Below are 20,836 nucleotides of genomic sequence, written 5' to 3' on the forward strand. Positions count from 1 at the left end.
GGGCAATCAAGAGTATAGCAATCTTGGTGATTACTGATTAGGTGGGCATAAAGAATCAAGAAGGAGAAAAGGGATTGGGAAATTTACGAGCTTCAAATAAAGGCAAAGAGCCGTTGCTCAATGATGTACAGCAAGCGCAATTACATCAGGTGTTGACTAATCCTGCTGCTGATGGAGGACTGTGGAACGGTCGAAAGGTTGCCGAATGGATGAGTGTAGTAACAGGCAAGAAAGTTAGTCGAATGAGGGGATGGGAATACCTCAAGCAAATGGAATAATGAAGTCGTTGCTAATCATAGTCCGCGATCGCTATCTGAGTTAGAAGAGTTACTAGTGATTCGGTGTCAAAAATTATTAAAACAAAAAGATTTGGTCAAAGGATTAACTTGCTATCATTGGTGGCCGATGACTAGAGCAGTTTAATTCAACTGTTCATCCGTACTTAAGATTACCTTTGCTCAACTTTTAAATGTGTTGTATACCAAAAGGATTTAGCATTACTTTTTCTTTTGGTAAATTCTCGCTTGACTTAAGTTTTGAGGTTTGGTCTGCACTTTGCTGAGTTTATTTTTCAAACGTCGCTTCCGTTGAGAATTGATCCAGTCACTGATGCTATGGCTCATCGCACCAATTTCCAAACCAATTAAAAGTGCTATTGTTTCCCTAGGATATTTATTAATTAATAAATTTAGTTGACCTCGCACAAAAACCTGCCAATTCCAGGTAAAGCCCAAACAAAGTTGAGCGATCGCCACGCCTAAAGTGCTAATCAGGGTAATAAAAAAGAATAGATAGATCAACCGTACACAAGTACCGATAATTAACCCGTGGGAAAAGATGGAACGATGACGAAAGAATTTACGATAGGGAAGCCAAATACCGCGAATTAAACCCCAACGCTTGTATTGCAGCGAATGAATATCGAGATCGGGGCCAAACATCAGACCGCTAAATAAATATCCACAAGCTAAAATTAAGGTTAGTTCGGCGCTGCGGGTTGTGCCGTAGGTAATTCCTCCTACCCAGGGTAATAGCCGAATAGTAATGCGATCGTGTACGATTCCTGAAGGCATAATTCAGTGAGCAGTGGGCAATTAACTTTACATAAGTATGTTGTCAGGATAAGGGACTTTTCCCAAAATGGACAGTGGTCAGTGAAAAGTGGGGATAAAAACAAGACAATGACTTGCTCATACCAGAATAATGTTTTGAAGCAAGAGATTTTAGCGCAAAGAGTTTGATACTTTGGTAATCTTACTAGAGTGAATTCTTCAACGGGTGATTGGGTAATGTCTGATTCAACTGAGGGTAATAGTTTAGATTGGCTACATCGAGGTACGAGCGAGATTTTTCCCGATCGCCCAGATTCAGAGGATATAGCTGAAAACTTGAGTCAGCGTATTATTCAAAGCGATCGCCCTTTAAGAATCAAGCTAGGTATCGACCCCACAGGCACAGATATTCATCTGGGTCATAGTATACCTTTTCGTAAGTTACGGGCTTTTCAAGATGCAGGACATACCGCAGTAGTGATTATTGGCGATTTTACCGCCCAAATTGGCGATCCTACAGGCAAGTCTGAGGTGCGTCGTCAATTAACCCCAGAACAGGTCAAGGCGAATGCGCAAAGCTACCTCGATCAGTTGAAACCAATCTTGGATTTTGCTACTCCAGGACGCTTGGAAATTCGCTATAACTCCGAGTGGTTAAGTAAATTAGACTTAGCTCAGATCCAACAGTTACTGGCAACAATGACCGTAGGACAAATGTTAGCCAAAGAAGGTTTTGCCGAACGCTATAGCCAGTCAAAACCAATTTTTCTCCATGAGTTTTTATATCCTTTGATGCAGGGATACGATTCTGTGGCAGTCGAAGCGGATGTGGAGTTAGGGGGTACTGACCAAAAATTTAATATTGCTGTCGGACGAGATTTACAGCGACACTTTGAGAAAAAGACTCAGTTTGGTTTGCTGCTACCAATTTTACTCGGTACTGATGGAGTACAAAAGATGTCTAAGTCTTTAAATAACTACGTCGGACTACAGGAAGACGCTCTATCAATGTACTCGAAACTAGAGAAAACTCCTGATGATTTGCTTCAGGATTACTTTGAGCTTTTAACTAATATCGATCTAACAGAAATACCCAAAAACCCTAGAGAAGCCCAAAAATTACTGGCGATTGAAGTTGCCTCACAGTTTCATGGCAAGGAAGCTGCATTACAGGCACAGCAAACTGCTGAACAAATAGTACTCCAGGGAAATACTACGGGAGAAGATATTGCTGAATATTCCTTATCAAAAGTCGAATTTCCTGCCAAACTGTTCTACATTTTGGGTGCGAGTGGCTTGTGTAAAAGCGGTGGAGAAGGTCGCCGACAGATTCAAGGGGGTGCAGTCCGCTTAGAAGGCGATCGCCAAACTGATGTCAACCTAACCTTCAATTCCCCTGAAGATTTAACAGGTAAAGTGCTACAGGTAGGCAAGAAAAAGTTTATTCGCTTAGTTGACTAAGTATTTATTATTGGTGAAGCTTACAGCAGTTTTCAATTGATTAGACACATTAATTTATCGAAGTAATGGGTAATGGGTAATGGGTAATGGGTTCTATCCAACTGAAATTCGCTGTAATTTTGGGCAATGGCGTTTGAGTGTTTTGATAACTGGATTATCAATCATTTTTTGGCAGCCTGTGTTAAGCCATCAAACTGAAGCTGTACCAGTTGCCACTCAGTCAGAAGAAAATTTAACGCCAAAAAGCTCTACCTGTCCCAATAATCTCCCAGAATTAACTGCTTTATTGTTAAAAGATTTACCTGCTTATAGCAATCGAGTTATCCAACGAACTCAAAACCTTAATCAAGCTGCGGGAACTGAAAACTATATTGTGACTGCTAATAAAGCCGAGTTTGAACCCTTAACCTTGCCTCGTCTAAAATATGACCAAATCGGTCAAGATCCTGAACAAATCTTCTTTACAGTTCTAGAAAGACAATATATCGAGGGCAAAATAGTGGAGATTCAAACCTATCACTGGCTATTTTTGACTCAAACCCCTAGTGGTTGGCGTACTGTAATGCTATTTTCTCGCTTTGGCAATTCCCTTCAAGATATTCAAGATAGTCCGCCTGCACCACCAAGAGAAACAACTAACGGCATTATTGGTCGTGGCGTTCAATTATGGCTCAGAGACTGTCGCGCTAATACAATTAGATCGAGTTCATAATAATAGCTTCAAATAAAGTTTTTCCTACTACCTATTTGCGAAGCTTATCCTTTAGGACTACCTACTACCCACTTCCTACTTCCTACTTCCTACTTCCTATTTCCTACGACTATATATTTCGCGATCGCCAATTTTTTTAGCTAGCTTGTATTCCTGAGCTAAAACCTGTTCTAATAATAAATGCGCCGCAGGATGGTCTTCAATGTAGGGTGTATCTTCCCCTCCTCTGACAATAAACTTAGGCTTTTTGGCTAATATTTTGCTTAGTTCTGCTTCCGTAGAAACTGCTGCACCCTCGATATATTTAAAGAGATAATCCCTAGAAAGATTAGAAGGATGAGTTACTACCTTACTTAGAGGTTGAAGATCGCTTAGCCAGTAAACAAGCTGATCCTGCATCATATATACAGGCTTTTGTTCAGTATTATTCTGCTGCAAATAGTCAGCAATTTCGTATGCTAGACCATAATTTAAAGGTTTTCCTGCGTTAAAGCGATCGCCAATAACCTGATATTGAGTATAAATCGGCTTAACTGTAGCTAATAACCCCAAAGCAACTAAAGTCACTATCAACAAGCGACTTATTTTGGGTAATCTCGTCCAGAATAAAGCAAGAGTTAAGGCTAGTAGAGGAAAGATTTGAATACAGTAATGTTCATACAATTCTCCACCTCGAATAATTGAGATTACTGTACTAAATAAAAATACCTGCAATAAATTAAATTCTTGCTGAAGCTTCGATGAAGTTGTTTGCCAAACCTGATTTAAAATCCAGAAGATTAGGCAAGCAGCTAACAATTGTGTCCCTGTTTCCATCTGTCTTGCTGAACTAGCATGACTAGCATAGCTTAAAGGAGTTAACACCACTGAATTCAGCCAAATCGAACTGTCTCCCGTGACCAGGTAGGGAAGATAAGTTAATAAGATTAAGCCAAAGCTACCAAGACAATAGGCTATTATGCCTCGAAACTCTACCTTATGATGCTTAAATTTACTGTATAGCAGCCAAATTCCGACCCCAACTACCACGTAAGCCAAGTTAAGTCTGACTAATGCTGCCCCCGTCAGCAAAATGCCCCCAAGAAATAGCGCCCCAGGAGTCATTTTATGGGTAATGAGCCAAGCTAACGCCCCTAGAAGTAAGACACAGGCAACATGCTCGGTCATAGTAGCCTGTCCGCTATCGATCGCCGTTACCGTGAAAATCGTCATAATTCCCGCAAATATACCTGCGGAACGATTGCCAAGATATTTTCCAATTAAATAAACAAACCAGGATGTCAGAAATACGCATAGTGTCCCAGCAAGGCGAATGGCAACAATGCTTTTGCCCAACAAAACTATAAACAAGGCGTAAGCTGCAAATGCTAGAGGTGGTTTAATATCCCAAAGTTCCGTATAGGGAAGATGCCCATCAAGCATAGATTGCCCCATCAAAATAAAGGTGCTTTCATCCCAATTGACAACATCGACAAAATAGTAAGGAAAACGAACTAAAATACTAATCAACAAGAGACAAATAGCAATTGTCCACTGCTTTTTCATTACATATTTAACAATTACCAAAGTTAATCTTTAGCATTAGTTTGCTGCTTTTCCCTGTGGTTAATTTTCCACACCAAACCAGATATTAAATTAGTAATTATATGAGCAACGACGGGAACTACTAAGTTTCCTGTGACCAAAGCGCAGTATCCCAAGGCAAAACCGACGATCGTTGCCCACACCACATAGGGCCATTGTCCATTTCCGCTCAGATGTAAAACTCCAAACAGAACGCTCGAAACCACTACCGCAGCTAAATTAAACCCCAAGGCAGGTAACATCACCCCGCGAAACAATAACTCTTCGCTTAAACCAGGTAACAATCCTAACCAAATTAAGTCAGTCCATTCTAGCGGTTTAATTACTAGTTCAAGGTAAAAATCGGCGCTCTGACGATAGGCAGGCCAAAGACGATAAACAATACCACTGGCTAGAGTAATTCCTAGGGCTAAACCGATACTCCACAATAGAGCTTGAGGACTAAACTGAAACGATAATAGCTGCACTCCCCCTAACTTTTGCCAGATTTTAGCGATCGCCAATAAGAAAATGGCGGTAATGCCCATAAAGATCAGGATCTGGTTACGACTCAGGGGTTCTAGTTCGGGAGTTTTGGGGTTTACCACAGTTTTTATAAGCTTTGAAGATTAGATATAGCAGGATTTAAAACGCGAAAGTCGATTCCCGCACGACGAGCAGCGATCGCGCCTAAAGCTTCTAGATAAGAATTAACTTTCGTTATCTTGATGCCTAATGGTTCGGGAGTCACTTGAATTTTAGTTGTATTATTAGTCACAGCAATAATTTCTGCTTGCTCGGCCAAGCTGAGAATAGCACTCCCACCACAAGAACTATATGGTACTACCACCATATCTACCTCATCAGACCAAATGACATCATGGGAGTTAGAGGTTGTAGTAATAAACTGGGGTGCGCGACTCAAGCCCACCAACACGCAGGGGAGAAAGGTATAGCCCAACTCTTCCGCAGCAGCGCGGGGAGACACTTCTGGGTCAATTGCTAAGGGTAGTAAGGCAGGTGCATGGGCAGCAGGAATTTGAAACTGACGCACAATTAAATGAGAAATAACCGCTTCTGCACCAGCTAGATGATCTACTCCTGAACCATGACGGTAATTTTGGAGTGACTCACTCGTATCATCGGGAAAACGAGCAACTACGGCGATCGCTTCTGCCCCTCCTTGCTTAATTAGCTTCTCTGCTGCTCGGAGTAGGCTGCCAGGATTACCAATTGTTCCCCAACTTGCTCCAGAATCCGCAGTACGTAGTTCTACCTCTAAAGGAGCATCAGTTACTACATAGTCGGTTAAATCCAGCCCTAACGTTGCTCTGGTCGCATCTGCTGCCTGGAGATGCCTAAGACGTAATTCTGGTTCAATTGCGCTATCTAACAGCAAACCGATTTTGTTTTGTCTTACAGGGCGTAAACCCCAGTCTTGGGCAGCAAAACGATCTAACCCATAACCTTCGACATAGTAAGTATTATCCAAAGGCCAATAAAGCTGTGCGCCATTGAGAACGTTAGGATGAGTAATTAGGCGATCGCTAATTTGGGCGATCGCTCTGGCAACGGGAAGGGCATCACCCGCGTAACCACCGATAGCCGCACCAATCCCTGTAGGAACAATTAGCACAACCGTAAAGGGGGACATGATCTGATTTGCCACTAAAACTTAATTTCTCGTAACAATAGCTTCAACTGTTGCCGTTTGTTGTTCTCGATCGACTTTGGTAACTGCCCAACGAAGTGGTTGTCCTGACTGTTCTAGTCTGGCTTCAATCTCTTGCTTCAACTTAACTGGATTTTCTTGAAGATTAATTTCAGCGGTAATAAAGTGTGTAGTCATTAGTTTTACCTGAGCTATCAATACATATTTTCTGGTCTAAGATGCACCAATGGTAAAATATCAAGCAATAATTAATATTTTTTGATTATTTGTTCTTAGTTTTATATCTTCCTCAACATTTGACAATTGTTTCATCAAATCTATCTTTTAACTGGATTTGAGCCAAGCTAATTTACACTATGTCTATTGCTGATCGATTAATTTCCAGGACATGATCTCAGAAAATAAGCTTTGATAGCCTGTAACGTTTGGATGCAATCCGTCTTCTCCTAACTGAGTAGCGATCCAGTCTGTACCCCTAGATAGCCAAAGATCGAAAAGATCTAAATAAGGAATATTCCTGTGCTGACAAGCCTGTAAAGTTGCTTCTTTATAGCGATACTGATCTAAATGATTGTAATAAAGACAATCCATAAAAGGCATTTTTGCTTCATTTACTGGAGTCATACCGATAAACATCACAGGGCAAAGACTCTGTGCCATATCCAGCAGATAATCAACGTGCTGGCGAAAGCTGTCTAAATCCGTATACAGTCTACCCGTCGGTTTACCAACTCTTGCCGAATCATTTAAGCCAACCGAAAGTAAAATCAAGTCGGGAACACGATTACGTAGTTCACCTCGACAGTTAAACTCCTGTTCTAAGCGAATGGCAACCTGATTAACGCGATCGCCCCTCACTCCTAAATTATATAAAACGTGTCCTGCTCCATGGGGCGACATCCATTCCCGTCGCAGTCTTTCTACCCAACCACCACCAATATAATCACCATAACCATAAATCAAACTATCTCCCAATGCAACCACTTTTAAAGGCTGTTGACGCTGTAGCTTTTCGTGTAAAACTCGCTCATTATTGGTGACAAAGCTAGAGTTAGGACTAAGAATAGTCTGCATAAATGGATGAATTGATAAAAATTAAAAATATTCAGCGTGTTTTCTCAAACAATATTTATATTTAGCAATAATAATACATAATTGTGACTCTGAGTTTGAAAACAGAGTATAGCCGATCCCCGAAAAAATGATTACTGATTATTTGCGAAGCTTATCCTTTAGGACTGATTACTGATCCAGTCTAAAATTCGATTCCATGCCCACCAGCAATCGCGATCGCCATTTTCTTCTTGACAGCTTGGGCTACTGATATAACCAACATGACCACCAGCTTTAGTTGAAATCAAATTTAAGGCTTCGTGATGACGACAGACGGTTTTTAGCTTAGGAATAATACTGGGGGCAAACATGGGATCGTCCTCAGCATAAAGAATGAGAGTGGGTTTCTCAATTTTGTGCAGAATTTGAAAAGGACTGCTAGCGGTATAGTATTCCTCTACTGAATCAAAGTTTAAACGAGGAACAACTAAGTGATGATCGAAACCCCAAATACTATTGACTTTTTCAATAACTGCTAGCTCAAAATCTTCAGGATGATATTTATTGATTTTAAGCACTAACTTCTTTAATTCTTTAGCGATCGCCTGTTCGATATATTTTCCTGTAGGATGTTGCATTAAGTAGGGCAAAGAAAGATTAGAGTCTAGATTAGGACAGATTACTGCACCCCCTGCCACCTCATCAGGATTTAGACCATTTTTCGCCAAAAATTGAGCATAATAAACTCCCCACAGAGCTAATTGTCCCCCCAGAGAATAGCCTGTAAACCAAAACGGCGCAGGACATCCTAAAGTCTTACTTTCTGCTGCAATACTGACAAAATCTTTACCCTCATTGATACCATCCGAAGTTAGTACCGAGGATAATTTGGCAGACTCTCCATGAGCGCGCCAGTCAAACAACACCACAGCATAATTTTGAGCATAGGCTTTTCTGCCGAGAATTTTGAGAAACCACTGATTATCTAGCGTTCCTGTAATACCATACGTACCGACAACTGTACCTCGCGGATTGGCGGGAATTGCTACCCAGCCAGCTAGGGGGACTTCTCCTTGAGTAAATACTACCTGCTGATAATTAGGCTCTGGTTCGCTAATAGTTTCTTGCCATATTTGGCTTGAGCGCTTCGCTACATAGATTGTCATCAGAAAACCATTGTCTAAAAACCAAGGTGGGGAATATGAACTATGCAGCATTAATTTAAGTCTGGAGCTTGCTTGTGTTGATTCTTTTAAGCTTACAGCTTATAGCTTAGAGCTTATAGCCGATAAATTTCAACCCAGCTAAGTAGGTGGGTGTAATTAAATTGGAAATGAGGTTAGGGAGTAACAAGTAACAAGTAACGAGTAACGAGTAACGAGTAACGAGTAATATGCGGAGCGGTATCCTTTAGGACAAATAGCTCTAAGGGTAGGGGTTTGATCAATTATTTTGCCTACCTACTTAATTAACTCCTAAGAAACAAATTAATCTAAGTCATAGTCAGAGTGAGATCACGGACAAATTTGCTAAGAGCGTTATTTTGGTGACTAGTTTGGGAATAATAACGGTGTAAACCCTGAAATATTTAGTTAATTTCTGCAAACAATGAATTTAATCAGAGTTTTTACCATCGCCAACAATGGATTTAAAGAAGTTATTCGCGATCGCATTCTTTATTTTATTGGCTTCTTTTCTTTATTGCTAATTCTGGCTCAAAGAATTGTCCCTGAAATTGCAGCGGGGACTCATGAAAAGATTTTGCTCGATGTTGGTATTGGTGCGATCAATATTCTCAGTGTAATCGTCGCCATTTTTATCGGCACGGCATTAATTAACAAGGAAATTGAAAAACGCACCTTATTAATGCTAATTCCCAAACCAATCAGCCGTGCTGAATTAATTTTAGGTAAGCATCTAGGACTTACTGCCGTGCTGGGGGTGATGGTTGCTATTATGATGGGAATTTATCTGGCTATGCTGAGTCTTTCCCAGATTAACTATCCCACAGGAGCATTAATTACTGCTTCAGTTTATTTGCTGCTCGAACTAGCCTTAATTGCTGCGGTGGCGATCTTCTTTGGCGTATTTACTAGCTCGATTTTGGCTACCTTATTTAGTTTCGGTGTTTATCTCATGGGACACTTCAGCGAAGATTTAGTTGAATTAGGTAAACTCAGCAAAAATGCCAGCATTGAGAGCTTAACCACCAGTCTTTATTTGGTGCTACCCAATCTTTCACGGTTAGATTTGAAAAATGAAGCTGTTTATGGTTTATTACCCAACTCAGGAGAATTGATCGCCCATGCCATGTATGGCCTACTATATACTGCTTTACTACTAATTATCTCCATCATGATTTTCGCTCAAAAAGAATTTTAAGTAGTTTTACTGAGCAAAAGTAACTACCTTGATACAATAGTTCTCAATGGCTTAATCCCTTGTTTAAATTTAACTATTCTTAGTTGCGACAAGAGCTATATTGATTAATTAGTCAATTGCTTGGCACTCAACTAGTGATTATAAATGACAAGAAGCATGAGCTTTTATTCAAGATTGATACTTGTTGCTCAAAACGAGATTATAAGTAAAAGTTTCTATAACAATAAAATCATTGAAGAAAGTTGACAGATATCATGAAGACAAACTTGTTGAATACACGCAAAATATCTAAGCAGCATTTGTCATTATGTTAGAAAGTTCTGGGTCGTTACAGCTACATTCAAAACCCGCACTCAGCAACGTGAATCTTCTTATTGTTTCAAATCAGTCGACATTTCAGGCGATCGCCAGTTGTTTAGACGAAGCAGACATAAGCTTTTGCGCCGATTTGATTAATCCAGATCAATTAAGCGATCGCCCATCTTCTAACATTTCTAACAAATATAGTGCAATTTGCTACGATCACACGGCAAATCCTCAAGACAACCAGATCGAATCCTTAATTAGTAAACTTCACTGGTGGTGCCATTTATATCCTGATACTCCTGTGATTTTAATTACAGACGTTTTGGGTGATGAAGCAGCAGCAAGATTAATTCAGTCAGGGGTCAATGGTTATGTACTCAGACATAAACTTTATCAATTACCTAGCACTTTAAAAAAATCTTTATTCGATTTTGCGAGTAACCAAGCAATAGTTAAGCAGCAGGAAGACTTAATTAAACAACAACAGTTTCAGCTTCAACAGCTACAGGCAGAAATTAAAATCCGTAGTGATGCTGAAAAAACTCAAGCCATCAGATTGGCACAGCAGCAGAAAACAATTGAGCAGGAGGAAAAAAAAGTACAACAGCTAGAAGCAGAGATTCAATCCTGGATTGAAGGAGAGGAAACTAAGCAAGAACATCTCTCTCACTTAAATCATGAGCTACGCAGTCCAATTTCTTCGATGTTGGGTTTTGCAGGAATGCTCAAAGAACAATATTATGGCGAACTCAACGAGCGACAGATGCGATATGTTAACGCCATGCTTAGTGTTGGTCAATACATGTTGGATTTAGTCAATAATTATCTTGATATTGCCAAGATCGACGCTAATAAACAAACCTTGGATTTAGAACGATTGGCGGTAGCAGAGGTTTGTCAGAATGCGCTATTTTGCCTAGAAAAAAAGGCCGAACAAAAAGAATTAAAGTTAAACTTTGACTTGGGTGATGAGATAGATTTTTGTACTGCTGACTCACGTTGTTTGAGACAAATTTTAATCAACCTCTTAAGCAACGCAGTTAAATTCACCAAGAGCGGAAATATTACACTTCAAGTTCAACAGGATGCAGAGTTCCTTAACTTTGCTGTGATTGATACAGGAGTAGGAATATCGGCAGAAAATATAATTAAATTGTTCAAGCCATTTCCCCAAATCAGCAATCACCAAGAAAGCACAGGTTTAGGTTTGGCGCTGTCGAGAAAACTAGCTCGACTTCATGGTGGAGATATTGTGGTAACTTCTGAATTAGGTAAGGGTAGTTGTTTCACCCTCAGTATTCCTCGATTTAGTAATCAGTAATCAGTAATTACTAATTCAACCATCGAGTATTTAGATTAGATACTATGAGAAGAGTTAAGGATTAGTTGATAGCTGAGTAATGAGCGAGAAATTAGCACGATTGAGAAGTCTATTTGAGGGCATGGAACAAGCTTTAATTGCCTATTCTGGAGGAGTAGATAGTACTTTAGTAGCAAAAATTGCCTATGATGTTTTAGGCGATCGCGCTTTAGCAATTACGGCGGTATCTCCTTCTCTACTTCCTGAAGAATTGATTGATGCTCAAACCCAAGCTGCACAGATCGGTATCAAACATGAGCTAGTCACAACTCATGAAATGGATAACCCTGATTACACTTCAAACCCAATTAATCGCTGTTATTTTTGCAAAAGTGAGTTGCATGATACCTTAAAACCATTAGCGCTCCAACGTGGTTATCCTTATGTTGTCGATGGGGTTAATGCCGACGATCTCCACGATTATCGTCCTGGTATTCAAGCAGCAAAAGAAAGAGGTGCGCGATCGCCTTTAGCAGAAATTGGCGTGAGCAAAACAGAAGTAAGAGAAATCTCCCGCAGTTTAGGATTAGCCTGGTGGGACAAGCCTGCACAACCTTGCCTTAGCTCCCGTTTCCCCTATGGCGAAGCGATTACCGTAACTAAGTTACAGCGAGTTGGTAGAGCCGAAATTTATCTACGTCAGCTTGGGTATAGTAACCTGCGGGTGCGCTCTCAGGAAGATACTGCCAAAATTGAATTACCAGCAGCAGAGATTACTAAGTTTGTACAACAGGTAAATCTACCAGAGTTGGTCAAAACTTTCCAAGAGTTTGGCTTTGTCTACGTTACGTTAGATTTAGAAGGTTACCGTAGTGGCAAGCTGAACCAGGTTTTACAGTAGTTTCCTTAACTGTTTTCATACTAGCTATCGTGGTATTTACAATCCTGACTGGGGGAGTTCTCCTTTGGTTTTTGATTCTCTGATTGGGATGGAATAAGATCGTCTCAATAGTTGTTGGGTTTCGTGCCTCAACCCAACCTACAAGATCAGCGATCGCTCTTTTAGCCACATCCAATATCAAACCTAATTCAATCGTCAGTTCTAATAGTTCCATCGGGCATAATGGTGTTTCTGAAAAAAGTTCTACTGAAATCAGTAACATTTACAATTGCATTGGTAAGATTGGAGTCGATAATATCAGTTCTTATCAATCGCGTTCTCGTCAAATTAGCAACAGTCAAATTGGCTCTTCTGAGACTGGCATCACACAATTTGGCATCAGTCAAGTCAGCACCAGTTAAATTAACTCCACAGATACTAGCTTCTATCAAATTAGCTCCTCGCAAGTCAGCACCCGTCAAATTAACATCTTCCAATCGACAGATATCAATTCCTCCTTGGCTCAGATTGGAGCAGCTAAGGTCAACTCCAACAATATTTATACCCTCCATGAAAGCTCCGCTGAGATCGATCCCTTTAAGAATAGCAACGCTCAATTCTTGCCCATATCTCAAGTCCGCCCCAGCGAAATTACGTTCTCCAGCAGCGTATCTCCTAAGCAATTCTTCACCAGTTATAATTCAACATCCCAATTGATCGGTGATGGCTTCACCGCAACCCTCGATAGCGAACACTTAGATCCGTAGGGTGGGCATTTTAAAATTTATTATAGTGCTAAAACAATGTGATGATGCCCACCGAAATTCCATTGCACGTGTCGTAATTGAATAATCTGAATTTATTGATTGGTGAGCAAGATGACTTTGCCTGAAATGTTAGTTTGCTTTGGTTGATTTCCCCAGCCTAAGAAAGCGCGATCGCTTTTTTACTAGTGATGTCCAGTCTTTTTTGGGAATACTAAAAATATTGTCAGTCGCAGTACGTAAGCAATATGGCTAGTAGCAAGTTTAATTTTAAAGGCTTATTAATTTTTCTTGGTTGTGGAACTATAACTATCTCAGGAGTAGCTATCTTAGGGGTTATTTTTTTTCCAAGTTACGAGGCTCTTCTACCATTAGTAGAAGTTTTAAACACTGGTGCAGATGTCAATCAATATTATGAAACTCGTTATATTCCTTCTGAGAGTATGACCCCTACTTTTCAAACTAATGATCGCCTCTTAATAGATAAAATAGCTTATAAAAATACTTCACCTCAGCGTGGAGATATTGTTATGTTTAATCCTACAGAAAGATTAAGAGAACAAGATTATAGAGAACCATTTATCAAGCGAGTAATTGGCTTACCTGGAGAAACTATAGAAATAAAAAATGGTAAAGTCTACATTGACAATCAACTCATACAAGAAAACTACATTGCTGAACTACCAAAATATACAATGGATTTATTTGAAGTTCCCGAAGGTGCTTACTTTGTTCTAGGAGATAATCGCAATAATAGTTATGATAGCCGATATTGGGGCTATCTCCCTGAAGATTTAATTCTTGGCAAAGTAGTTAGTGTATATTTTCCACCTTCTAGAGCAAGAGAGTTAAATTAACTTCTTTTGTCTTGATTGTTTTTTGGATCAACTACCTATACCTGAAGCTCTTCCCGACAAAAAAAGAGGCAGTCTAATTTAAAGATCTACCTCAAACTCAAAATATTAAACTTGTGGCCCATCTAATTAGATAGAGCAGCAGGCATTACATCATGCCCATTCCAGGCATACCGCCCATGCCGCCCATGCCACCCATACCGCCCATACCACCAGGCATACCGCCAGGTGCAGCAGCTTCGGGTTCGGGTTTTTCGACCACTAAGGCTTCGGTAGTTAAGACCATTCCAGCAATCGAGGAAGCATTTTGCACTGCGGAACGTACTACCTTAGCAGGATCGATAATTCCCGCTGCAATCATGTCACCAAATTCGCCAGTTAAAGCGTTGTAACCAATATTAAAATCGGTTTCTTTCACTTTTTCGACTACGACAGAGCCTTCTACCCCTGCATTGTTGGCTAGTTGACATAATGGAGCTTCCAAAGCTTTGGCAAAGATATCGGCAGATACTTGCTCTTCCACGTCTGTTAACGTGGTTTTGAATTCGGCTAGTTTTCTAGCTAAGTGAATCAAAGTTGTACCGCCACCAGGAACAATACCTTCTTCTACTGCTGCTTTGGTAGCGTTTAGCGCGTCTTCAATCCGTAACTTACGATCCTTGAGTTCGGTTTCAGTCGCTGCACCTACTTTAATCACAGCAACGCCACCTGCTAACTTAGCAATCCGTTCCTGTAGTTTTTCTTTGTCATAGTCAGAGTCGGTTTCTGCTAATTGTTTGCGTAGCTGCTCAACTCTTTTATTGATATCGGCAGTGTTACCAGAACCAGAGACGATCGTGGTGTTTTCTTTGTCGATGACAATTTTGTCAGCGGTACCCAGCATGTCGGCATCAACGCGATCGAGACTCAAACCAACTTCCTCAGAAATTAGCTGACCACCTGTTAAGACTGCAATATCTTGGAGCATTTGCTTACGGCGATCGCCAAAACCAGGAGCTTTAATTGCTGCCACGTTTAGGACACCTCTAGCTTTATTTACTACCAAAGTAGCTAGAGCTTCACCCTCCAGATCTTCAGCGATAATTAGTAGAGGCTTACCATCACGAGCCACTTTTTCTAGTACGGGAACTAAATCGGCGATCGCGCTAATTTTTTTGTCGGTAATCAGAATTACTGCACCTTCAAATTCAACTAGCTGTCGTTCTTGATCGGTGACAAAATAAGGTGAGATATAGCCGCGATCGATCTGCATCCCTTCTACTACATCTAACTCAGTCGCCAAAGACTTAGATTCTTCAACGGTGATTACACCATCTTTGGTAACTTTATCCATCGCTTGAGCAATCATACTGCCCACTTCTTCATCATTTCCTGAAGATATGGTAGCTACTTGAGCGATCGCATCTCCAGCGACAGGTTTGGCGACAGCAGCAATTTCCTTGACCAAAAAGGCAGTAGCTTTATCTAAACCTTTTTTTAAGGCTACAGGATTTGCTCCCGCTGCCACGTTTTTTAAACCTTCTTTAATCAATGCTTGAGCAATGACAGTGGCGGTAGTTGTTCCATCCCCCGCATTGTCTTTGGTTTTAGAGGCTACTTCCCGAATTAATCTCGCGCCAGTATTCTCTAAGGGATCTTCTAGTTCAATTTCTTTGGCGACGGTAATTCCATCATTGACAATTTGCGGTGCGCCAAACTGCTTTTCCAATAAAACATTACGACCTTTTGGTCCTAGAGTAATTTTCACCGCATTAGCTAGGGCATTTACGCCTCTTTCCAATGCTCGTCTTGACTCTTCATTAAACGAAACAATCTTCGCCATAGGATTTCCTTTTCCGTTCCGCTACATCTTTCATTTGCAAATTTAGCACTCTTCAGTAGTGAGTGCTAAGAAACATTATCTAAATTATTAAATTAATTAGTCTTGTAGGGATTACCGAAACAACCAGCGAAATTTTGGGAAACTGAGTTGTCCTACCAGCATTTCTCTTACCAAACTCAATTTTAGTTAAGAATCAACGCACTGACTCCCACTACAAAGAAAATAATGCTAAGGAAAATTACAAAATAGCGTAGTATATAAATTTGATTTTCTAATTTGCGCAAAGCTTGTTTATTACCTGCAAACAAGGTGTTGATATATCTTTGCTGTTCCAAATTACGCTGGTCAATCTGCATTTCTATTTTATGCATATCAGGTACAGAACGGTTCATTTGGGAGCTTGCTGCTTCAATTCCAGTTTGTAATTGTGTACTCACCTGAGATTGGAAATTTCCTAATCCTTGGCGAAAATCTTGTTTAAGATTAAGTACTTGAAGCTCTAATTCTTGATACATTGCTCTTCTTTGCGCATCGTTTTGAGCCACAATTTTTTGCTCTAACTCAACTAGCGATCGCGTGTAATTACTTTGTAGATCTACTAAATTTTCGGCAGCCTGTTCTCTTTCTTGGATTAAATGAGATAGCAGCTTTTCAAATAATCCTGGGCCCAGCTGAAAATAGCCTCGTTGCACAGCACGAATTGTATCTCCAATTTCTTGAGCTGAAGTATTTTTAAGCAGATAACCCCTAGCACCAGATTCTACTGCACAGTTGATTTGTTCTTCTTGATCGTGACTGCTGAGGATGATTGTTTTAGTTTCAGGAAAACGTTGACTAAGTATTTTAGTCAGGGTTAAACCGTTCATCTGAGGCATTTCTAAATCGACAATAGTAATATCAACCTTGTGTTGTTCTAAATATTTAATTGCTTCGGCACCACTAGTAGCTTTCTCTACTACTTCAAAATCTGGCTCATTTTCCAGAATCGTCTGTAGAGCTTGCCTGGTGAAGTTTTGATCATCTACCACTAGTATTTTAATCACGAATATTCTCTGATCTTAAAAAATTATAAATGTGAATAAATAGATATATATATTTTTATCTTTAACGATTACTGAGTAAAAAAGATGAACTAACCCTCAACAATCGAGATGGTAAATTGAGCTAATAATTGTCGCTTTTGTAACTTAAGATAGACAAATCACAACATAACTGTAAAAGATGTGATAATTTTGATCGAGCTAATAATCAACAGTCAGGGATTAACAATAGTCTATGATCAAACAAGGTTAATATTTTTAGATAATTTAAACAAATTATCTTAGCGGGTTCTTAAATAAACCGCCTTTAATAAATTACTCATCAATGCCAGCAACACCTATTTCTGTTCTACTTATAGAATGATATCTTACAGGAATTAATCAGTTTTGACTTCAGTATTGAAGGTCGATCTTTTTTAGTTGATGACAGCAAATTTCATGCCAAGGTAATCACGTTGTTATAGACTAACTAAATAATAGCGACAGCAATTAGTGCTTAAGAGTTAAGCTTCAGGCTGGCTCAACAGAACGGTAAATTATGCGGTTGCGACCTTGAATTTTGGCATCATATAACGCACTATCAGCAGTGGAGATTAAGTTATGAGATGAGGTTTGAGTATTGGGAACAATGCTAGAGACACCAACGCTGAGAGTGACGGTGTTACCAATTTTAGAAGCAGTATGAATGAGATTAAGATTTTGGATCTGTTCTTGAATTTCTTCAGCTACTTTAATTGCTCCCTCCCCATTGGTATGAGGCAAAATAACCGCAAACTCCTCTCCACCATAGCGGAATGCTATATCGGCAGGCCGCTTGACAGCTCGTTCAATTCCCTTTGCTACCTCGTATAGACAGCTATCTCCTGCTTGATGTCCATAGGTATCGTTGTATGCTTTAAAATAATCCACATCACACAGTAGGACAGACAAATGTTCTCTCTCGCGATCGCATCGCGACCATTCTTGAGTGATATATTCGTCAAATCGGCGACGGTTAGCTATCTGTGTCAGGCTATCAATATTTGCTTCATAAGTCAGGCGCTTATTGGCGTTTTGCAGCGTAGTTTCAATTTGCTTGCGATCGCTAATATCACGGAACGTAATCGCTAAACCATCCCCTAATTTTACCGCGACGATTTGAAACCAAGTTTTGAGAGAGGAGGAGTTATAGTAATATTCTTGTTCTAAGACGGTACAGGTTTCGACCACCTGCACAAATAGCTCGAATAAACCATCAAATAAGTGACCCAGGGAATTTTCGACAAAGAGTCTTTTTCCTTTAAGAGTCTCAATTGTACCGCCAACCGTCATCGCAGCTACAGGATTAGCAATTAACCAGCGAAAATCAACAATTCCACCCTGGCGATCGCGAATTGCTTCAAAGGCTGCTACTCCGTCTAGAGAACTGTCTAAAACCCCTGTCAGTAAAGCACGAGATTTATTTAATTCTTGTTCGACAATTTTGCGCTCGGCTATTTGTTCCTTCAGGATTTGCTGAAATTTTTGTTGCTGTTGAATGCTGGCTAATTGCGCTTTGACCCGAAAAACTACTTCTTCAACAAAGAATGGCTTGGTAATATAATCTACTCCTCCAACTTTAAAAGCCTCAATTTTATCCAGCTCGGAGTCTAAGCCACTTAAGAAAATGATGGGAATATGTTTGGTTTTTGCTTCAGATTTTAAGTAACGACAAACTTGATAACCATCCAGTTGCGGAATCATGATATCCAGTAAGATCAAATCTGGGCATTTTTGTTTGACAATCGACAAAGCCATCTTCCCATCCGTAGCAGAGCTGACGCTATAGCCTTGTTCACTCAATAGCGATGATAGAAGTCTGACGTTTTCTGGTAAATCATCTACGATCAGTATTTGTTCTTGTAGTTTTTCGTTATACTTATTCATCTACCATTAATTGGTAATGAGCAATAGTTAAATTGTGTGATTTGAGAAATTTTTAACTATTACCTGAACTTGAAATAGTTTTTTACGAGTTACTGATTCAAAATTAGTAGTTAAACTACAGGTAGATAATAATTTATTGTTCAATATATATAATTATGTCTATAGCAATAAAGTTTTCTCTATTTAAAGTCCAATTTTAATCAATTTAACGCTAGTTTAACTACAAATAAATCAAATAATAATAGTTATTATAAAATCTGACTAATTTAGTAGGCGCTGAACTATATGTCAGTTATATCATTTATTTTTTAAGACGCAAACAATAACGACTATCACTTGATTCATTTCGTTTGAAACTATTTTATCTTTGCGTATATTCTCTGAGTAATACTATTGTTTTTTAGCGCCAAAGCGATCTCATTGTGAGAAATAGCTTGAGTTATTAAGTATATTTAAATATAAACAGGAACGAGCAGAATTTGACCAGAAGGTAAATTTCGATAGTCAAATCTCTATTAAGCAAAAATAAGCCTTAGTGAAGAGAAACTAGACTTATTTAGCCATAACTTAACAAGATTATAAAGATTGACGTGAAGCAAATTTTTCGGCGATCGCCTGAGTTTCCTGCAACATCTGCTGTCGGCTATTGGTCATAGTGGTGTTGGTTAAACTGGGAAGTAAATTGCGAGCCTGCAATGCCATATGAAGCTGTAATTGAGCTACATATTCGCTAATATCTTCCCGTAGTAATTCTGGTGCTGTAGGTTGAATATCCAAGACGCTTCGACTCCTGCTATTTGCCAATTGTGTTTAACTTCTTGTCTTGTCCAAAATTAACATAGCGATGACTCACTTTATCTAACTTAAGGCTGATTTAAAATAATTTGCAATGTTCCTTGTAAAAAAAATTTACTCATTTACTATTGACAAATAACTATAAATAACGATTAAGAACCTGTAGGCTCTACTGTTCGATTAATTAACAAAACCGAAAAGTAAGATAAATCTAGTTGCGGATAGTTGCGCAGATCGCGATAAATCTTTTGTTCGGGGAAAGTAGCTTTTTCGACGATCGCACTAGATGCCAGTAAATTTCTTTGCTTGAGGATCTGCCAAACCTGTGGATAAACAGAACTCACTTTAAGCAGCACTACTACTTCTGCCCAATTTAACGCTGTTTCTAATTCTTGCACCGAATACAAGGCGGGTAAAACTGCCATTTTTTGTTGATTTACGGTTAAAGGAATTCCTAATACCGAAGCGATCGCCATTGGGGAACAGACTCCAGGAATAGTCTCAATCTTTACTTCAGGATGCGAGCGTCTTAAAGTTTGAGCTAGATACGTAAAAGTACCATAAAAATTGATATCTCCTAAACAGGCAAAAGCAATATTTTTTCCCAGACTAAGTTCTTGCCATACCTGTTGGGCGGCTTTTGACCAAGCTGTTTGTAATTTGAGTTCATCTTGAACATAAGGAAAATCCAGGGGCAAAATCTGCTGATGGGGCTGAAGCCAAGATTTGATGATCTTTTGAGCGACACCTAAACGGTTATTGACCCCAGCGGGGAAGGCAACAATATCGCTGGATTGCAGGATGCGTAATCCTTTAACAGTAATTAATTCAGGATCGCCTGTGCCGATACTGATGCCGTTTAAAATGCCTAGTTTCACTCTTTAAAGTTCGCTTGATAATATTTCAGCCAATCCTTACCATAGCGCTAGTTTGTTCATCCGTGCAGAAGCAAAATTATAGATGTTCCCCCAATCATGTCCGTGGTCAATCAATTGCCGATTCCTGATTCACCTAAAGCTCAAAAGCGATCGCTATACTCAACTCAATACAGGGCTTAGGTTCTATCGTGAGCATATGTCAACAAGATCTGTTTATTCTGTTTATTAGATATTGCATTGATCACTTTTTAGTTTATTATTAGCATAGTGTAATATCAATTAAAATAGATTAACGATAGTTTTTAATCTATCTCAAGCTTAAACAAGATATTTATACTTCTTAGAAATCACCCTAATTTCTGAAGCAACTAGCCTCATAGCAACCGTGGTTATGACT

General features: G+C 39.5%; 20 protein-coding genes. 7 read left to right on the forward strand and 13 right to left on the reverse strand.

Annotated features, from left to right (window positions below; genetic code table 11):
* Positions 1-41: 41 nt before the first annotated feature.
* Positions 42-278: a hypothetical protein gene (locus KME09_09845; GenBank protein ID MBW4534226.1), complete on the forward strand. Its 237-nt coding sequence runs from the start codon at positions 42-44 to the stop codon at positions 276-278.
* Positions 279-497: 219 nt separating this feature from the next.
* On the opposite strand, the gene KME09_09850 is transcribed toward KME09_09845, so the two are convergent.
* Positions 498-1,073 carry a metal-binding protein gene (locus tag KME09_09850; protein ID MBW4534227.1) on the reverse strand — a complete coding sequence of 192 codons (576 nt, stop codon included), beginning with the start codon at positions 1,071-1,073 and terminating at the stop codon, positions 498-500.
* Between the two features lie 216 nt (positions 1,074-1,289).
* On the opposite strand from KME09_09850, the gene KME09_09855 reads away from it, so the two are divergent.
* Both KME09_09855 and KME09_09860 read left to right on the forward strand, forming a co-directional pair.
* Positions 1,290-2,513: a tyrosine--tRNA ligase gene (locus tag KME09_09855; GenBank protein ID MBW4534228.1), complete on the forward strand. Its 1,224-nt coding sequence runs from the start codon at positions 1,290-1,292 to the stop codon at positions 2,511-2,513.
* A 79-nt stretch (positions 2,514-2,592) separates the two neighbouring features.
* Positions 2,593-3,225 (forward strand): hypothetical protein, encoded by a 633-nt coding sequence (locus KME09_09860; GenBank protein MBW4534229.1) that lies wholly within the window; start codon positions 2,593-2,595, stop codon positions 3,223-3,225.
* Between the two features lie 96 nt (positions 3,226-3,321).
* Here the strand turns inward: KME09_09860 and KME09_09865 are convergent, their stop codons facing one another.
* The 6 genes from KME09_09865 to KME09_09890 form a co-directional block, all read right to left on the reverse strand.
* On the reverse strand, positions 3,322-4,770 hold the full coding sequence (locus KME09_09865) for a glycosyltransferase family 39 protein (protein ID MBW4534230.1): 1,449 nt from the start codon (positions 4,768-4,770) through the stop codon (positions 3,322-3,324).
* Positions 4,771-4,793: 23 nt separating this feature from the next.
* On the reverse strand, positions 4,794-5,336 hold the full coding sequence (locus KME09_09870; protein ID MBW4534231.1) for a CPBP family intramembrane metalloprotease: 543 nt from the start codon (positions 5,334-5,336) through the stop codon (positions 4,794-4,796).
* Positions 5,337-5,401: 65 nt separating this feature from the next.
* Entirely contained in the window at positions 5,402-6,445 is a 1,044-nt protein-coding gene (locus KME09_09875; GenBank protein ID MBW4534232.1) for a DUF3326 domain-containing protein, read from the reverse strand.
* 18 nt (positions 6,446-6,463) lie between these two features.
* The gene (locus KME09_09880; protein ID MBW4534233.1) at positions 6,464-6,637 is read right to left on the reverse strand and encodes a hypothetical protein; all 174 of its coding nucleotides are present in this window, start codon (positions 6,635-6,637) and stop codon (positions 6,464-6,466) included.
* A 183-nt stretch (positions 6,638-6,820) separates the two neighbouring features.
* A complete protein-coding gene (locus tag KME09_09885) occupies positions 6,821-7,534 on the reverse strand; it encodes a G-D-S-L family lipolytic protein (protein MBW4534234.1) in 714 nt (237 codons plus the stop codon).
* 158 nt (positions 7,535-7,692) lie between these two features.
* On the reverse strand, positions 7,693-8,730 hold the full coding sequence (locus tag KME09_09890) for an alpha/beta fold hydrolase (GenBank protein ID MBW4534235.1): 1,038 nt from the start codon (positions 8,728-8,730) through the stop codon (positions 7,693-7,695).
* A gap of 391 nt (positions 8,731-9,121) precedes the next feature.
* Between KME09_09890 and KME09_09895 the strand changes: the two genes are divergently transcribed.
* From KME09_09895 to larE, 3 genes are all read left to right on the forward strand, one after another.
* Complete coding sequence (locus tag KME09_09895; protein ID MBW4534236.1) at positions 9,122-9,895, forward strand: ABC transporter permease; 774 nt, start codon at positions 9,122-9,124, stop codon at positions 9,893-9,895.
* Positions 9,896-10,202: 307 nt separating this feature from the next.
* Positions 10,203-11,522, forward strand: a complete 1,320-nt coding sequence (locus tag KME09_09900) for a HAMP domain-containing histidine kinase (protein MBW4534237.1) — start codon at positions 10,203-10,205, stop codon at positions 11,520-11,522.
* Positions 11,523-11,601: 79 nt separating this feature from the next.
* Positions 11,602-12,402 (forward strand): ATP-dependent sacrificial sulfur transferase LarE, encoded by an 801-nt coding sequence (larE, locus tag KME09_09905; protein ID MBW4534238.1) that lies wholly within the window; start codon positions 11,602-11,604, stop codon positions 12,400-12,402.
* A gap of 188 nt (positions 12,403-12,590) precedes the next feature.
* Here the strand turns inward: larE and KME09_09910 are convergent, their stop codons facing one another.
* On the reverse strand, positions 12,591-13,064 hold the full coding sequence (locus tag KME09_09910; protein ID MBW4534239.1) for a pentapeptide repeat-containing protein: 474 nt from the start codon (positions 13,062-13,064) through the stop codon (positions 12,591-12,593).
* A gap of 329 nt (positions 13,065-13,393) precedes the next feature.
* On the opposite strand from KME09_09910, the gene lepB reads away from it, so the two are divergent.
* Entirely contained in the window at positions 13,394-14,002 is a 609-nt protein-coding gene (gene lepB / locus KME09_09915; protein MBW4534240.1) for a signal peptidase I, read from the forward strand.
* Positions 14,003-14,147: 145 nt separating this feature from the next.
* On the opposite strand, the gene groL is transcribed toward lepB, so the two are convergent.
* The 5 genes from groL to KME09_09940 form a co-directional block, all read right to left on the reverse strand.
* Entirely contained in the window at positions 14,148-15,821 is a 1,674-nt protein-coding gene (gene groL, locus KME09_09920; GenBank protein MBW4534241.1) for a chaperonin GroEL, read from the reverse strand.
* Positions 15,822-16,003: 182 nt separating this feature from the next.
* Positions 16,004-16,864 (reverse strand): response regulator, encoded by an 861-nt coding sequence (locus KME09_09925; protein MBW4534242.1) that lies wholly within the window; start codon positions 16,862-16,864, stop codon positions 16,004-16,006.
* 507 nt (positions 16,865-17,371) lie between these two features.
* The gene (locus KME09_09930; protein ID MBW4534243.1) at positions 17,372-18,766 is read right to left on the reverse strand and encodes a diguanylate cyclase; all 1,395 of its coding nucleotides are present in this window, start codon (positions 18,764-18,766) and stop codon (positions 17,372-17,374) included.
* A gap of 576 nt (positions 18,767-19,342) precedes the next feature.
* Positions 19,343-19,543, reverse strand: coding sequence for a hypothetical protein (locus KME09_09935; protein MBW4534244.1), 201 nt, complete (start codon positions 19,541-19,543; stop codon positions 19,343-19,345).
* A gap of 170 nt (positions 19,544-19,713) precedes the next feature.
* Entirely contained in the window at positions 19,714-20,439 is a 726-nt protein-coding gene (locus tag KME09_09940) for a precorrin-2 C(20)-methyltransferase (GenBank protein MBW4534245.1), read from the reverse strand.
* Between the last annotated feature and the right edge of the window lie 397 nt (positions 20,440-20,836).

This window comes from Pleurocapsa minor HA4230-MV1 (assembly GCA_019359095.1).
In the GTDB taxonomy this organism is placed as follows: domain Bacteria; phylum Cyanobacteriota; class Cyanobacteriia; order Cyanobacteriales; family Xenococcaceae; genus Waterburya; species Waterburya minor.